This is a genomic window from Gelidibacter sp. (assembly GCF_035515035.1).
Lineage (GTDB): Bacteria > Bacteroidota > Bacteroidia > Flavobacteriales > Flavobacteriaceae > Gelidibacter.
On sequence record NZ_DATJCA010000074.1, the window covers coordinates 1 to 16,412 of the forward strand.

Annotated in this window: 16 protein-coding genes; 6 read left to right on the forward strand and 10 right to left on the reverse strand. The window is 39.4% G+C overall.

The window, feature by feature from the left end; translation table 11 throughout:
* Positions 1–323 precede the first annotated feature (323 nt).
* Complete coding sequence (locus VLZ86_RS05850; protein WP_325449690.1) at positions 324–599, forward strand: hypothetical protein; 276 nt, start codon at positions 324–326, stop codon at positions 597–599.
* A gap of 102 nt (positions 600–701) precedes the next feature.
* Here VLZ86_RS05850 and thiE read toward each other — a convergent pair whose 3' ends face one another.
* Together thiE and VLZ86_RS05860 are read right to left on the reverse strand one after the other, a co-directional pair.
* Positions 702–1,346 carry a thiamine phosphate synthase gene (gene thiE / locus VLZ86_RS05855; RefSeq protein WP_325449693.1) on the reverse strand — a complete coding sequence of 215 codons (645 nt, stop codon included), beginning with the start codon at positions 1,344–1,346 and terminating at the stop codon, positions 702–704.
* Positions 1,347–1,661: 315 nt separating this feature from the next.
* Positions 1,662–1,997 (reverse strand): DUF6150 family protein, encoded by a 336-nt coding sequence (locus VLZ86_RS05860; RefSeq protein WP_325449695.1) that lies wholly within the window; start codon positions 1,995–1,997, stop codon positions 1,662–1,664.
* 125 nt (positions 1,998–2,122) lie between these two features.
* Here VLZ86_RS05860 and VLZ86_RS05865 point away from each other — a divergent pair, with 125 nt between their 5' ends.
* Positions 2,123–2,563 (forward strand): DsrE family protein, encoded by a 441-nt coding sequence (locus VLZ86_RS05865; RefSeq protein ID WP_325449697.1) that lies wholly within the window; start codon positions 2,123–2,125, stop codon positions 2,561–2,563.
* A gap of 415 nt (positions 2,564–2,978) precedes the next feature.
* Here VLZ86_RS05865 and VLZ86_RS05870 read toward each other — a convergent pair whose 3' ends face one another.
* The 3 genes from VLZ86_RS05870 to VLZ86_RS05880 all read right to left on the reverse strand — a co-directional run bounded on the left by VLZ86_RS05870 (position 2,979) and on the right by VLZ86_RS05880 (position 8,453).
* Positions 2,979–3,548 carry a DUF4251 domain-containing protein gene (locus VLZ86_RS05870; RefSeq protein WP_325449699.1) on the reverse strand — a complete coding sequence of 190 codons (570 nt, stop codon included), beginning with the start codon at positions 3,546–3,548 and terminating at the stop codon, positions 2,979–2,981.
* Between the two features lie 535 nt (positions 3,549–4,083).
* Positions 4,084–6,555, reverse strand: a complete 2,472-nt coding sequence (locus VLZ86_RS05875; protein ID WP_325449701.1) for a zinc-dependent metalloprotease — start codon at positions 6,553–6,555, stop codon at positions 4,084–4,086.
* Between the two features lie 341 nt (positions 6,556–6,896).
* Positions 6,897–8,453, reverse strand: a complete 1,557-nt coding sequence (locus VLZ86_RS05880) for a DEAD/DEAH box helicase (protein ID WP_325449703.1) — start codon at positions 8,451–8,453, stop codon at positions 6,897–6,899.
* Between the two features lie 113 nt (positions 8,454–8,566).
* Here VLZ86_RS05880 and VLZ86_RS05885 point away from each other — a divergent pair, with 113 nt between their 5' ends.
* The 3 genes from VLZ86_RS05885 (at position 8,567) to VLZ86_RS05895 (ending at position 12,472) form a co-directional block, all read left to right on the forward strand.
* The gene (locus VLZ86_RS05885) at positions 8,567–9,376 is read left to right on the forward strand and encodes a DUF1853 family protein (protein WP_325449705.1); all 810 of its coding nucleotides are present in this window, start codon (positions 8,567–8,569) and stop codon (positions 9,374–9,376) included.
* A 221-nt stretch (positions 9,377–9,597) separates the two neighbouring features.
* Positions 9,598–11,889, forward strand: coding sequence for a DNA topoisomerase 3 (locus tag VLZ86_RS05890; RefSeq protein ID WP_325449707.1), 2,292 nt, complete (start codon positions 9,598–9,600; stop codon positions 11,887–11,889).
* Positions 11,876–12,472 carry a pseudouridine synthase gene (locus tag VLZ86_RS05895; RefSeq protein ID WP_325449709.1) on the forward strand — a complete coding sequence of 199 codons (597 nt, stop codon included), beginning with the start codon at positions 11,876–11,878 and terminating at the stop codon, positions 12,470–12,472. Before VLZ86_RS05890 ends, VLZ86_RS05895 begins: the two co-directional genes overlap by 14 nt.
* Here the strand turns inward: VLZ86_RS05895 and VLZ86_RS05900 are convergent.
* The 3 genes from VLZ86_RS05900 to VLZ86_RS05910 all read right to left on the reverse strand — a co-directional run bounded on the left by VLZ86_RS05900 (position 12,469) and on the right by VLZ86_RS05910 (position 14,368).
* Positions 12,469–12,912 (reverse strand): cold shock domain-containing protein, encoded by a 444-nt coding sequence (locus tag VLZ86_RS05900; RefSeq protein WP_325449711.1) that lies wholly within the window; start codon positions 12,910–12,912, stop codon positions 12,469–12,471. The genes VLZ86_RS05895 and VLZ86_RS05900 overlap by 4 nt on opposite strands.
* A 194-nt stretch (positions 12,913–13,106) precedes the next feature.
* Positions 13,107–13,697, reverse strand: coding sequence for an NAD(P)/FAD-dependent oxidoreductase (locus VLZ86_RS05905; protein ID WP_325449713.1), 591 nt, complete (start codon positions 13,695–13,697; stop codon positions 13,107–13,109).
* On the reverse strand, positions 13,676–14,368 hold the full coding sequence (locus VLZ86_RS05910; protein WP_325449715.1) for an NAD(P)/FAD-dependent oxidoreductase: 693 nt from the start codon (positions 14,366–14,368) through the stop codon (positions 13,676–13,678). The genes VLZ86_RS05905 and VLZ86_RS05910 overlap by 22 nt, the downstream gene beginning before the upstream one ends.
* A 301-nt stretch (positions 14,369–14,669) precedes the next feature.
* Between VLZ86_RS05910 and VLZ86_RS05915 the strand changes: the two genes are divergently transcribed.
* A complete protein-coding gene (locus VLZ86_RS05915; protein ID WP_325449717.1) occupies positions 14,670–14,933 on the forward strand; it encodes a heavy-metal-associated domain-containing protein in 264 nt (87 codons plus the stop codon).
* A gap of 4 nt (positions 14,934–14,937) precedes the next feature.
* On the opposite strand, the gene VLZ86_RS05920 is transcribed toward VLZ86_RS05915, so the two are convergent.
* A complete protein-coding gene (locus tag VLZ86_RS05920) occupies positions 14,938–15,603 on the reverse strand; it encodes a hypothetical protein (RefSeq protein ID WP_325449719.1) in 666 nt (221 codons plus the stop codon).
* A 91-nt stretch (positions 15,604–15,694) separates the two neighbouring features.
* Positions 15,695–16,412, reverse strand: a 718-nt coding sequence (locus tag VLZ86_RS05925; RefSeq protein WP_325449721.1) for a helicase-related protein, incomplete at its 5' end; no start/stop codon positions are given.

Genomic DNA, 16,412 nt, shown 5'->3' on the forward strand with positions numbered 1-16,412 from the left:
GGGATACCAGTCCCATCGATTTTTCAAGCCCGTTCGAGGTTATCGTCTATATTATCGCGCCCATCCTGTTGATCATCTTTTATTTTGTGTACCGAAAGAAGCAAAGAAATGATAAGGATCAGAACTCATAGTTGCTGCGCATCCTATTCAAATGTCACTCCAATTTTAGGGCTAAAATCACATAGATACCCTATAGATAGAGCAGGGCAGAATGCCCATGCCTAGAGTGGTTTCACACCAAACCACATTACAAAATTCATAAAGTTCTAGACTTGCTACAATATTGAGCAATGACCCGCTACAAATATGAGTAACTTTGTGCCATGAATTTTACAGAATACTACTCACGGATTTTAGAGATCAACGGGCAACAGCCCAATCTCAGTTTTGAACAGCATAAAAAAATGTTCAACATCATTGCTTTGGAAATGCGCATGGACGAATTGAACCGCATTGAATATGCGCTCAAAGACCCCGATTTACAACGGAAAATCTATCAACGCAGCCAATCGGTGCAAGCGCAATTGTTTAAGCTTACCGAGTTATCGCATGCGGCCCAACTTCTGGAAGAGATGATTGAGGCGTCGCAGAGGGAGTGATTTTCCTGTTTTGAACAAAGAAAGACCTTCGATAAATCACTAGATAACGTTCCCAAAACAGGCCGCTTTTAATACTTAATTCTCAGTACTCAATACTATTTCCTATTCAAACGTATGCCGTTTCTCCGCTGTAGATGACGCATTGAGCAGTTCATGAAACAGTTTGATATTATTAAAATCGCGTGTGATTGCTTCAGATACTGCAAGGCCAGAAATACCGGTAGCCAACAGGTCCTTAACATCATCCGTAGTGATGCCACCAACGGCAAGCACTGGGGTTTCGGTTTTTAGGACGTCCATAATGGCCGCATAGCCGTTAAGACCCAAAACTGCGGGAATGTTCGCTTTGGTATTTGTAAATCGGAAGGGGCCCAAACTGATATAATCAACGTCCTTACTGATTAGTGTTTCACAATCTTGCAAGCTATATGCCGAGCCGCCAATCATTTGCCAAGTGTATAAATGCGTTCTGGCAAGGGTTGGATCAGCATCGGAACCACCTAAATGCACCCCATCGGCTTTAACGGTTTTGGCTATTTTGTAATCGTCGTTGATGATCAATCGGGTCTGGAAATGAGAGGTAATCTCCCGAGCCTCCTGAGCCCATTTCAAATGTTTCTTTTCTGAAATATTCTTTAATCGCAATTGTACCAATTCTGCACCAGAGGAACAGGCTTTTTGGATGTTTTCCAAATGTTCTTTTGGGGTGTTGCCCTGGGAGATATAATGTAATTTAGGAATGATCATGACCTTATTTTATATGAGAAACGGAATTGTGGCAAGTTAAATACTTTAGGTGGGAAATTGGAAGGGAATTTCGAATAAAATGGGGGTCTGGGGTGGGGAATTTAAAAATCAATCCGGTAAAAAACAATAGAATCCTTATAGATAAACAGGTTTTTCACCTAGACGTAGGAGGGAAGGCCCACATGGGAAATGGTTGATTCTAATTTAAGGTCGAATTACAACTACTCCTTTCCTATTTAATTCAGTCAACGTATATCAAAAGGCTAACACTTCCGCATCATCAGAACAAACAACATAAATTCTTAATAATCCCTGTTAATACAACAGATCTTGCTTAGACATCTTTCTCCAACCCGCTTGGTTTTCGTTGTCAACAAAGAAGATTTTTAAGACGGCTTGATTTTCGTACTTCACGAAATATATTTTCTTTTTTGCTTGATTGGCATACTTTGTAAAGAACCATTTTCCATCATTCTTGCCCGCTTGATTTTCATATTTCACCTTGTAAACCTTTAAATCGGCTTGGTTTTCATAATCCACAACGAAGACTTTTACATCAGCCTGATTCTCATAATCCACCGAATGCACTTTTTGAGCCTTTACTATGTTGAAGGTCAAAAGCAAGGTTGAGATTAACAAAAACTGATTCATATTCTTGAATTTTAATTGGCATTCTTGGTAACATAGGTTACAATTAGAGACAGAAGGAAAGCGTATGTTTGTCCTTGTGATGTGAGTCACCTAGTTATCATTAATAATCCAAATTAAGAAAAATTATGCGTCATCAGTTTTTATTGATCCTTTTTGTTTTTGTAGGATCTGTTTTGTACACGCCAGCTACTGCACAATCATTAAGCGTTACAGATATTGAGAATTCCGTGAAAACGGACGGTAAATATGCGATCCTGGTTCCTAATGCACGCTACTTTCAAGCAGCGGTGATGACTGGCAAAGAACTTAAAGGCAAGAATCTTCAAATGAGTTTTGAGATTGTCATCATCAGTGCGGCAGCTAAAGATTTGGCCGCCGATAAAAGTTTGACTTCTTTTATTGAAATGAGCGAAAAAATTGGCGTTCGTATTGTGGTTTGTGAGTCGGCGATGAAGCACTTTGATGTGAAAAAATCAGATTACCACAGGTCTATTGAAACCACGCCAGATGGATTTGCCTATATTTTCGGTTTGCAAGAAAACGGCTATAAAACGATCACTTTATAATTGTTGTCGTTAAAAGATGCTTAAATACTGCTTTTACAACTTTATTCCAAAATGGACGGGGTATTGAGATTATTAGGGCCTAGTTATAATTGTCTGCTAAAGAATGCTGAGAATCGCGTATTTGAAAATATATGGCCAATGGTCCAGAATATTCAAATTATGAGCAAGGAGTTTTATGTAAAATCTTGAATTATGAGGGTTGGCTTTTGAATTCGCTATTTCACAAGATGTAGTCTATAAAATAAACCCACAATTTACTTGCACATAATCACTAACGATAAAAAACACTAACGTGTTGTTATATCTGTGATTGTGTCAAATAGCGCCGAAAAGGCACTATTCCGTAAATTGTTACAATGTGTTCTATAATTTATATTATGTAAAATAGAATATTCTGAACTGAAGAAATCAACATTTATTCCTTAGCATCTTCCAACTTACTGACCCGTCCTGTATATTCTATGGAACTTCGATTTGTAGATTGTACTCTTATGTTACTTTTGTGATTTGGATATAACGTAATTATAATGTCATAGCGCTCACTGCTTCGGTATTGGTCTGCAATCTTAAACCGAATGTTCACGGCGTGCTTTTTATCGTCCAAGCTTACTTTGTAATCTTCTGGAATAGCGTTGAATTCAATTCCCGAATGATTTCTATTATAGCCACCACCAAAATTCTGATCTCCATAAAATGGCAAAAACCCTCGGATACTATCTCCTTTAACGACCAATCTATTGGAATTTGATGAGATGTCTATATTGCCTGCGCTATTCCCTGGACCTAAAATTCTCGAATTTGCAACCTTACTAAAAGATGCCGAAGCAATTGGCATAGCACTGTTGGAAACAATCTCAAAGGATTTTGAAGCTACCAAATCCTGTAGTTTTTGATAGTCTTTATTATCCTGCTCCGTGAATACCTTGTTGGAACCACAGCTCAGCACCATGGCAAATAACATACAATATGGCAGTAAGTGTTTCATAGTCTTAAAATTACAAAAATATTAGAAATAATTTTCAAGATCTCTGTTAAAATCTGCCTCTTCTCTGTTCTATTTATCACGCAAAGTCGCAGTGAAGCAAAGAATTTGTGGAATTATGTGAAGAGAAATGCATCAACTATTTCACGCAGAGTATTCATAAACTTAACGTACTTAGAAACATTTCTCCGTGCATCTTAGCGAAGCCTCCGCGTATCTCTATGAAACAAGATGGGCTGTGGAAATCAGTGTAATTTGTGTCAAAAAAATTATTGCTATCAGAGTACTATTATTTCACGCAGAGTATTCGTAAACTTAACGTACTTAGAAAAATTTCTCCGTGCATCTCAGCGAAGCCTCCGCGTATCTCTATGAAACAAGATGGGCTGTGGAAATCAGTGTAATTCGTGTCAAAAAAATTATTGCTATCAGAGTACTATTATTTCACGCAGAGAATTCGTAAACTTAATGCACTGAAAAAATTTTCTCCGGGGCATCTCTGCGAATCCTCCGCGTATCTGTGTGAAATAACTCCTTTTTATTTAGGATCCAATAGCAATTCAATTCGCTTCAACGCATCCTGATAATGGTATTTTGTCTCGGTGTTTGCCACGGTATTCTGGCGACTGTTCAATTGGGTTTTGAGCGTGTTCAATTCCCCTCTTACCAAAGCCCTTACATCCGACTGGTTGACATTATAAAAGGATACGCCACGCCCTGGTTTCAATTCTTCCGTCATTAAATACGCCATGCGGTCTATATACGCACGTTGTAAATTCCGTCGGTACACATTTACTGTTTGGTTGCTGTTGAGTTCTTTCCAAATGCCTTTGCGCATGTCTTGTAACATCTCCAGCGCCGAATAATTGTCTTGGCTAATGACGGTGCCGTCAATTAATCTGCCGAGTACGTCAAAATCAAGAATGCTATTCAAATGTCTTGCTTGGGCATTTCTAAAGGTTTCGGTATAGCCAGCATGATCAATATTGCGAAGAATCTTCCAGTTGACCATCCACGTTGGTGTTGTAAAAGCATTTTCTTGCAGCCATGCCATCGCTTCTTTTTGATCGGATTTTGGAGCTGGCGTATAAATGACGCCGCCCTGATTTGGTTTTTTGGTGTCTTCATAAACTCCACCAATATGCGTAACAACATGCCCCATATAACGGTTCCAGACGCCCAACAACTCTCCTTGCAGTTCTTTTAAATCATCATAATCATTAGTTTCATCACTGGTCCATGCTGGAAGATACTCTGCCACATATTTTAGATTCTTGAGTCCATAAGTACTGGCCTTTACGGAGTTGTTTCCAATATCTTCGGTCTGCGCGGATGGATCAAAACGACTGCTCTGTTTTCCATATTTAAATCGCGGATCATCCGCTTTTTCCATCACCCATTGATCTAAGGTTGGCGTCTCCCCTTCCGTAGTTGCTCCAGGAATCCAACGGTAACCCCAATTGGTAACATAATGATCGTAAGGTCCAACCTGACGGATAAATCGGATGTTTTCATCGCCTGGCTGCGCAATATAATTATATCGGGCATAATCCATAATGCTTGCCGCAATCCCATGTTCTTGGGTGAACGCACCGTTTCGATAATTTTCCACGTCGTAGGCATGACTAGCGCCCATATTATGAGGAAATCCTAAAGCATGACCGACTTCATGCGCAATGACCATGCGCATCATTTCTCCTATTTCTTCATCGCTGGTTCTTAAAGTGCGCGCTGAAGGATTGGACGCTCCGGTTTCCAGCAGATATCGGTTTCTATAAGACCGTAAATGGTTATGATACCAGATGATGTCACTTTCAATAATTTCTCCGGTCCGCGGATCGGATACACTAGGTCCCACTGCATTTCTTGTGGTACTCGCCACATAACGCACAACCGAATAACGGATATCTTCTGGACTAAATTCTGGGTCTTCTTCAAAAGTTGGCGGATCCTTGGCGATAATGGCGTTTTTGAATCCAGCGGTTTCAAATGGCTTTTGCCATTCTTCAATCCCTTGCTTGATGTATTTCCGCAGTTTTTCAGGCGTTGCAGGATCTAAATAATACACAATTGGTTTGATAGGCTCTACCAATTGGCCTCTTTTATAAGCTTCCGGATCTTTAGGTTCCAAACGCCAGCGACGGATGTAGGTTTTTTGATCTGATTTTAAGGCTTCACTGCTATAGTCGTATTGACTCACCGTAAAAAATCCGACCCGAGGATCTGCAAGACGCGGCTGCATTGGTGTGGTTGGCAACAACACCATGGATTGGTTCATTTGCAGACTGATCGTTTCCGTTGCTGGAAGCATGGGTGGTTTTGACGCATTGTAAGTAAAGTCTTGAATGATCTCAATATTCAGCGGGAAACTTTTTGCAGAGGTGACGAAGCTGCGCGACTCGTCCAAATTGCGGACTTTATAAGTCTCACGCATACTGCTGGATAAGCCACTGATAGCCTTAACGTCACTTGTATAGAATTTAGAAACATCAATCACCACAGCGGATGAATCTTTACTAAATGCCGCAATATCAAAAGCATATAAAATGGGTTCATAGTTGTTTGCCTTAACGGATATATTAATGGGTAAGCTATCATTGGCTACAGCATTATAGGATTTGACCTTGATCAGGATTTTGTCTTGAAACCGCTCCCAGGTGACTAATTGCTCATTGGTTTTAGATCCTGCATTGACGTAGCCACCTCCTAAATTTGAGGGCAGCTTGGACATACGGCTCACGAGCAACATATCCTTATTAAGTAAACTATCCTGAATTTCAAAGAAGTATTTCTCCTTTATCTTGTGGATTTTGAAGAGACCTTCATCAGTCACAGCGTCCTTGGTTATCACCTTGTCATAAGGTTTGATCGCTTCTTCTTTTTTCTTTTCTGGAGCAGGAACTTCTACCTGATTCTTACCCTTCTTAGTATTTTTTTTAGATTGTGCACTCGTATTCAGCGGATTGAGAAGAGCCCCAATCAGCAGTGCAAAAAGACATAAATTTCTCATTGACTTATTTCGTTTAATTAAGATTTATAAAGATAGAAATAAGTTTTAGATAGCGAGAGTTTATCCTGGCAGAGCGGCAAAAAGCGAAAGAGATCGAAACTTATATGTTATAAGCACCCATCATGAAATTCCCTGTCTGCCGACAGGCAGGCAAATTCCAACAAGATGGTCTGTGTAAATTAGTGTAACCTGACTTAATGGACGAGCAGGTCCGTGTCTGAAAACTTATAAAAGCACCAAACTTCAACCCGTGGTCTGTGGAAATATTCATATCTAAAAATCAGTGAATATCAGCAACAATCCAGATCATAAATGTTCTATTCACAGCATTCTAGCCCCAATTAATCCTCAGGCGGATGCCCATGAATTTCTTCATAAACAGTATCGAAGTTTTCTCTAATATGGGTTCGAAGTTTCAAGCGGTAATCATCATGCAACCACTTTACAAAGTTATAAGTACTTCTACTGATACACTGGGTGTAACGCTCCAAACGGTGATTGATATCGTCCTCCAGCAGTTTCATCAAGGCCAGGGCATCATAGACATCCTCACTGTTTTCTACACATATTTTAGTATGATGGGCAATGGATTGCTCTAAAAGGACTTTGGAAGAATCACCTTTATTGACCGAATCGATATAGGCCTGTTTCATATCAAAATAGACTTCTTCAGAATTAGCAAATTCCTTACGTAACGCATCCGGCATCTCATATCGGAAATTGGCTTCAATATCATCATCATTAACAATACTGTCCAGATAATAATTTGGCGATCCGAAAATCTTCTGCCAGTTAATATCTGCACCCCACGGACCAAAACGGTGCATATTGTTACCCAAATCGATGATCTTAAACACTTCTTTGTCCTTATAGATACGTGATCCACGACCTACCATTTGGTAATAAAGAGCCAGAGATTTGGTTGCTCTGTTAAGAATGATGGTTTCCACGGAAGGCTCATCAAATCCGGTAGTCAAAATACTCACCGATGTCAAAATTGCATTTGGTGTTTCTTTGAACCATTTCAAAATCATCTTACGCTCTTTTTTGGACGCTGTATTGTCTAAGTGCGCAATGGTATAACCCGCCCGTTTAAAGGCATCATAGACGTGCAAGGACGTGTTGATCCCGTTATTAAAGATCAGGGTTTTCTTGTTAAGGGAATGTTGCTCATAGGCATACACCACCTTTTTTAACATGTCTGAATTGGTATATAGGTCTTCTGAAGATTTAACGGTATAATCGCCGTTGGATCCAACTTCCAAAGACGTTAAGCCCACGTTGTATTGATAAGTTTCTGCCCGTGAAAGGAAGTTGTTTTCAATCAAATGCTCAATAGTCTCACCGGTAATCAGCTCATTATAATTGTCCTTCATTGGTAAATCCTTGTTGGAACTTAATGGCGTTGCCGTAACCCCAAGGATAAAGGAGTTTTCAAAATATTTAAAAAGCTTAGTGAATGAATTATAATGCGCCTCATCAATTATGACCAATCCCACATCCGAAATATCCAACTTGTCCTCTTGTAGTCGGTTGTTCAAGGTTTCTACCATCGCTACAAAACAGCTGTATTCTGCCTGATCTTCCAAATTGGCCTTACTGTCCACCACTTTATTACTCACGTTGAATTCGGTCAACATCCTTGAGGTCTGTTTCAACAATTCAATCCGGTGGGTCAAAATCACCACTTTTTTATCGTGATTCTTCAAATATTGCCTCACGAATTCAGAAAAGATCACCGTTTTACCACCACCAGTCGGTAATTGATAGAGCAAATGGTAATCAGAAGGCGCTTCATCAAAGGCTTTAAATACCTTGTCAATCGCTTTCTTTTGATAGTTATATAAATCTTTTTCGGTTTGGCGTTCTAAATTTTGTGAAACTGTTTTTACAGACATTTCGTACGTTGGGCTTAGTGTTGGATGTTAATAGGAAGGTGCAAAGATATGAGTATTAGCGCGGTCTTGCAATTATTAGTTAAAAAGATATTTGTAATTTGCCCTTTAAACCTATGGAAAAAGACAATTTACAACGCAATTTTGAAGGGTATCTCACGACGCCCTTATTATGGCACGATACTGACGTTTACGGCTTGCAACAGTGTGCTTTAAAAGGAATGTCGTCAAATAGCTTCACAGAGAAAAGCAATGAGAATTTGCGCTTAGGGAAGTTGGTAGAGCAATTTGTGTTCCATCAATTGGAGGGGGACGATTCTTATTCTATTTTGACCAAAAACATTCAGATTCAAGATGGTAAACGAACACTTGGCGAACTGGATGCACTTTTGATCACGGAAAACGGACCGGTGCATCTGGAGATTATCTATAAGTTTTATCTGTATGATCCTGATGAAGGCCACACCGAATTATCCCATTGGATCGGCCCGAATAGAAAGGATAGTTTGCTACTGAAATTGCGTAAGCTAAAAGAAAAGCAACTGCCACTACTCTACCATCCCAACACCCAATCTTTACTTGATGAATTAGGCCTTAATTCCAGCAAAATTAAGCAACAAGTTTTATTTAAAGCGCAGCTATTCTTGCCATTGGACCTACTTAATAATAATGTATTTTCTCACTTGAATCCTAACTGCGTGAAGGGTTTTTATTTAAAAATCAACGATCTCGCGCGCTTTGACCTGGGACAATTCTATATTCCTAAAAAAACCGATTGGCTAATGGAACTCCATAACGATGTAAAATGGCTGGACTTTAGAGAATTTTTTATCGATATCACACATTGGACAGATAACAAACTAGCGCCCATGTGTTGGTTGAAACTAAATGGAAACTATTCCAAATTCTTTGTGGTTTGGTGGTGATTTCTGTAATGGGCTCATCTCCAAATACCTTGTGGTTTCCTCTTAATCCTTGCAATATGTCTTCAAAAAGTTTTACTTTGCACTCATTAATTTTGGAATTATAACAAGGTTTAATGTCATGGACCTCGACATCAAAACCGTAAATAACCGCAGTTATACAATCATTAAAAACGGTTCCAAAAAACAATAAGCGTAAACCAATAGAAATAAAACACCCTATTTTGAAAGTTTGTATTGCCGAAAAACCCAGTGTCGCGCGAGAAATCGCCGCTATTTTAGGAGCTAACAGTAAACATGATGGCTACTATGAAGGCAATGGCTATGCGGTGACCTACACTTTTGGACATCTTTGCACCTTAATGGAGCCCAATGATTATAAGCCACATTGGAAAAGTTGGGATTTAAACAATTTACCCATGCTCCCTGATAAGTTCAAGACTAAGGTGGTTAGCAATTCTGGGATTCAAAAGCAGTTTAAAATTGTCAAAAAATTATTTGACCAAGCCGAGGTGGTGATCAATTGCGGGGATGCGGGCCAAGAAGGAGAATTGATCCAACGCTGGGTTTTGGATCAGGCAAATTACAAGGGAAAAGTGCAACGTTTATGGATCTCTTCATTAACTGCCGAAGCTATAAAGGAAGGTTTTGAGAATTTAAAACCCTCAGAACAGTATGATAATCTCTTTTATGCCGGATTTTCCCGGGCTATTGGCGACTGGCTTTTAGGAATGAATGCTACCCGATTATATACGCTTAAACATGGCGGTTATAAACAGGTCCTTTCTGTTGGTCGTGTGCAAACGCCAACTTTGGCGATGGTGGTAAACAGATTTAAGGAGATTGAAAACTTTGTGCCCCAACCCTATTGGGAATTGCAAACCCTTTATAGAGACACTTTGTTTAGCTATGAAGAAGGCCGCTTTACCAAAATGGAGGATGGCGAAATATTGGCCAACAAAGTCAAGGAGCATGAATTTGAGATTGTCTCCGTTACCAAGAAAAAGGGCAAGGATTACGCCCCAAAACTTTTCGATTTAACGGGTTTGCAAGTATATTGCAACAATAAGTTCGGGTTTTCAGCTGATGAAACGCTCAAAATCGTCCAGAAACTCTATGAACAAAAAGTAGTCACGTATCCCAGGGTAGACACGACTTTTTTACCCAATGATATTTATCCCAAGGTTGGCGGCATCTTACAGAATTTAAGAAAATATGCCTCATTAACCGCTCCGCTCTTAGGCAAAAAAATCAAAAAATCAGCTCGGGTCTTTAATGATAAAAAAGTGACGGATCACCACGCTATTATCCCAACCGGTGTGGAAAGCCAATTGCAATACAACCAGCAGCAAGTGTATGACATTATCACCAGACGGTTTATAGCTGTTTTTTATGATGATTCTTCGGTATCGAACACCACCGTCATCGGAAAAGCTGCGGATGTGAATTTTAAGGCAACGGGCAAAGAGATTTTAAGTAAAGGTTTCCGCGTGGTTTTGGAATCTGCCGAAAAAGAACAAAAGGCCTCCGATTTGTTACCCTCTTTTGTGAAAGGTGAAAAAGGGCCGCATCAGCCTTCATTTTTGGAGAAGCAGACCAAGCCTCCCAATCAATTTACAGAAGCCTCCCTCCTACGCGCCATGGAAACTGCAGGCAAACAGGTAGATGATGATGAAATGCGCGAACTGATGAAGGAAAACGGCATCGGAAGGCCATCTACACGCGCCAATATTATTGAAACTTTATTTAAGAGAAAATACATTGAACGCAATAAAAAGCAAGTCTTGCCGACACAAATCGGCATTCAATTAATTGATACCATTCAAAATGAACTGTTGAAATCGGCAGAACTGACCGGAATGTGGGAGAAGCAATTGAAGGACATTGAGAAAGGCACATATAGTGCCGCACAATTTATCGCCAACATGAAAAAAATGGTGGATGCATTAGTGTACGAAGTACGAAGTGAAACACAACGGGCAAATATCTCGCACGTAAAAGTCGAACCAAAGGCCGTTGCTGAGAAGGTAGTTAAAAAGAAAGCGGGAATCACTTCAGCAATCTGCCCAAAATGCAAAAGCGGGCATTTGATTGAAGGCAAATCGGCGTTTGGATGCAGCGCTTATAAAGACGGCTGTCGTTTTGTTTTGCCTTTTAAATTTAAGGATAAAAAGATTTCTGAAAAACAATATATTCGTTTGCTCCAAAAAGGATCGACCGTCAATCTCAAAGGCTTCAAAATGGAGGCCGGAGACGTGGAAGGACTGATCAGGTTTGACGATCATTTTCACTTGGTTTTGGAACCTAAAAAATCGGTCAAAAAAGAAACTTCAGATAGCTTGACCTGTCCAAAATGCAAGAAAGGAACCATCATTAAAGGGAAAACCGCTTATGGCTGTAGCCACTACAAAGAAGGCTGTACCTTCCGATTCAGCTTTGATGACGTGCGGCAAAAAGCAATGGGAAAAGTAATGAGTAAAGAATTGGTTTACAGTATTTTAAATGGAGACATCTAAACCAACGCAACATATTCATTTCTTGCTCCATAAACCTTTTGGTTATCTGAGCCAATTTATGAGCAATGCCAAACATCAGCGCAATAAAAAGTTCTTGGGTGAGCTATATGATTTTCCAGAAGGCGTTATGCCGATTGGACGATTGGATAAAAACTCTGAAGGATTGTTGTTGTTGACCACGGATGGATTTTTAAGCAATACCATTTGTAGTAGCCCCATTGAAAAAGAATATTATGTACAAGTAGATGGAGAAATTACAGAGACCGCCATTAACCAACTTCAAAAAAGCGTAACCATTGGATTTGAGGGCATCACCTATCAGACCCAAGCATGTCAGGTTTATAGGTTGGAACAATCGCCAGATTTCCCAGAACGCTCCAAAAAAATAAGGGACTCACGTCATGGACCAACCTCATGGATTTCTATCACAATAAATGAAGGAAAGTTTAGGCAGGTTCGCAAAATGACTTCTGCTGTTGGTTTTCCTACCTTGAGATTGGTGCGTGTACGCGTAGGTCGCATTTATCTAAACAAAATGCAACCGGGTGAGGTCATTAAAGTTGATGAATTAAATGTAGATTAAACGCGCTTTACTCTTACGGCATTCATGCCTTTCATACCACGTTCCAATTCAAAGCTCACTTTGTCGTTTTCAGCGATATCATCTAAGAGTCCGCTCACGTGACAAAAGTACTTTTCATTGTTTTCTAAATCGATGATAAACCCGAAGCCTTTAGAACTGTCGTAGAAAGAAACTTTTCCTTGTCTTACTGGGTCTTCTTCTTCGCCCTCTTCTTTTTTAGGAACACCTAAAACGATGTCTTCAGCATCTACTTTGATCTTGTCTGCAGGATCTAGTGGTGTATCTGATAAGTTTCCGTAGGCATCTACGTAAGCAAATTGAATCCCATCACTTCCGCCTTCTGCTCTACGGGCATCTTTTTTCTTCTTTTTTTCTTCACGTTTTTTAGCACGTGCTTTTTCTTTTTCAATTTTGTTAAAGGTCTGTTGCGACTTAGCCATTCTTTTTTTTAAATATGTTTTAAGGGTTAAATTTGAAATACCAAATTATGCTTAAGATAGGCAATTCTTGGAATTGTTGATTCTAAAGATTAATTCAGTAATTGCAATGTACATTAAAATTCAATGAAAAATTCCACTAAATGTCTATATACCTTACAAATATAAGAGATTGATTTGAGATAATGGGTTTCAAACTATGAATCTTTGCGCTTGTAAGGCCTAATTATTAGTCCTAAAGGCTTATCATAGGTTAAATAATTGGCCATCCAATCATAAAAGGCCATGATCTTGTTTCTAAAACCTACCAATGACATGATATGGATAAACATCCACACCATCCAAGCAAATGTACCTTGGAATTGCCATTTGGGTAAATCCACTACTGCTTTTTTACGACCAATGGTAGCCATCACGCCTTTGTTTTTGTACTTAAACGGCACCATAGGCTGCTGATTAATAAGCTTAATGATGTTTTTTGAAAGTTGTCTTCCGTGCTGTTGGGCCACTGGAGCCAACATGGGGAGTCCTTTAGGGGCTCCAGCCGTGATACATGATGCCACATCACCAATCGCAAATATATTTTGGGTATTTTTTACCTGATTGAATTGATCCACTAAAATTCGGTAGCCTGCCAAGGAATCGGGAGGAAGTCCGTCAATTGGGGCCGCTCTGACCCCAGCGGTCCATATAACCGTATCTGTGGCAAATGAGGTACCGTCTGCTAATGTCAATGTTTTTCCGTCATATGCATTCACTTTGGCATTTAGATGGACGTTAACGCCCATAAATACTCCAAGCTTTTAATTGAAGACGCTTCTGACATGGCGGATAATAACTCTTGAGCGGCTTCGTAGATGTTGATTTGCATTTTGGACAAATCGAGTTCAGGGAAATCTTTTGGCAGTACAAAATGCTTCATTTCCGCCAGAGCACCGGCCAACTCAATTCCCGCAGGTCCGCCACCAACAATGGCAATATTCATAAGGTCGTCAATAGAACGGTTATTTTGATACGCTAAGGCCTTTTCCAGGTTTTGATAAATATAACTACGCATATTCAATGCATCTGGAATGGACTTTAAAGTCAGTAATTTGTCCTTTACCGGCTCAAAATTAAAAAAGTTGTTGGTGCTTCCCGTAGCGATAACCAAATAATCATATGAGATGGTCCCAATAGACGTGTGCAAGAGTTGGGAAGCGACCGCTACAGTATCAACCTTTGCCATTCTAAAACTAAAATTCTCTTGATTCCTAAAAATTCGCCTGACCGGGTAGGCAATACTATCGGGTTCCAATCCGCCGGTCGCAATCTGATACATTAAAGGTTGGAAATTATGATAATTGTGTTGGTCAATCAAAAGAACTTCAACAGGTTTGTTCTTGAAAGATTTAGCGATGGTTATTCCGCCAAAACCTGCGCCAACAATGACAATTTTAGGAGTGGGTTGTTTGTTCATCAAGTAGATAACTAGAGTTTAAACACGAGCAGACCAAGTGTGTGTTTAATTTTTTAAAGATACAAATTCCACTGCTTCGAAATATTAATAAAATGGCATTATTTACGTAGAACTAATTATTTTTATTCGTCACCCAATATTGATAATCCACTACCACCTATTTAGAACTTATCTAAAAATCTTCAAATTAATAAGTAGTCTTTTGCTTGATAAAACCGAAGTATTTAAGCCGTGCAATTAGGTGATGTGCGATAAATTATTTAAATTTAGGATTAGAATGATTTAAACACGCTTTGTAAAAATGACCTATATAAATGATAATATCATCCCTGGGAATCACGGGAAAACTTTTACAACTGATGTAAGAAGTCCTGAGGAAAAATCAAAATTGAAAGCTGCCATTTTAAAGATTGACGGTGTCACCAAGGTTATTTTCCAAGACACTTATCCTTCCGAGGTTACCGTTCACACAGATCAAGTAGTACACGTCAATGAGATTCAGGAGAAGGCTTCAGAACTAGACTTTCACGTGATTGCGAAAGGTCCTTTCTTTCCTTTATTTTAGAGAATTACTTTTCCTTATCTTTTACAAGAATGATGCTGGCAGTAACTCCAGTTAAAAGGTTCCATTTTTTTGATGAGACCTGAACGCCGTTATCATCGAATACTTGGAATTCTGCTGTATTTGGACCAGATTCACCTTGATTGAGCGCCACAAAGTCAATTTTATTGATGCCTTCTACCAAAGGCACATCAAAGCTTTTATAATTGCCCGTCAACAATAGATCGGCAATAAAAACCGTGCCATTTACAAACACCCTCACCCGATCTCCGTCAGGATACTCGTGGTCTCTACATCTAATATTGGCTTTTTTTCCGGCGATATTGAAATTGCCCAAAAACTGATCCTCCATGGTATCCATTCGGAACCCTTGTTCTACAGCCTTCTTGTTCCATTTATTATCAAAGATTTCTCCCGGATCACGTAAGTTACTATCGTCAAACATTGAAAACTCAGTTTCACGTTTTTTGATGACAATTGGACTTTCAACTTTAGGTTGCTCTTCCTTTATTATAGGTTCAATTTTAACCGGAGCAGGTTCAGGTTCTTTCTTCTCGTCCTTCTTTTCAACTGCAGGAATAGGAATACTCTTAATAGGAGATTCCTGAGCCCTGGTTTGGAAAACGGCAACGAGAAACAAACTTCCTAAAAGTATATATTTATAAGATGTCATAAGCTTAAAAACCATTTCGGATACAAGAATCAAAAACCATACCTATCAGCGAAACTAACGATTAATTCTGACTCTCATTTTAAAGGAAACGTTAAAACTTGCCGTTAAAACTTAAGCGAAGCTTTCTAATATATTCATCCATGAGCCATTCTTTGTAATTCTTGGTGCTGTTCATCATACAATAAGAATACTGTTTGATGCGATAGGAAATGTCGTCCATCAAATATTTGGTGAGATCTCTGGCTTCAAAAATGGTATCGGCATTGGCAATGCACATTTTAGAATGCTGTTCTATGGATCGGTCAAGAGAAACCATTGATTTGTTGCCCTCTGCAATGGCTTTTTCATATTCTGCTTTAATGTCAAAGTCGATATTTTCAGAATTCTTAAACCGTTCCCTGATCGAATCTGGCATGACGTAAACAAAATCGCGCTCAATATCTTCATCATTACGGAGATTTTCGAGATACAGATCTGGGTATTTGAAAATATGCTGCCAATCGACCGTTTGTTCCCAAGGTCCAAAACGGACGGCATTATTGCCCAAATCCAAAACCAAGAATGATTTTTTATCTTTTAACACACGGGATCCACGCCCTATCATCTGAAAATATAAGGTCAATGAACGTGTCGCACGGTTGAGAATAACGGATTCTACAGTAGGTTCATCAAATCCTGTGGTCAAGATGCTAACGGAGGTCAGAATGGCATCTGGTGTATTCTTGAACCATTTCAAAATTTCCTTCCGTTCCTGTTTGGTGCAGGTGTTATCCAAATGCTTGACTTTATACCCGGCACGCTTAAACGCA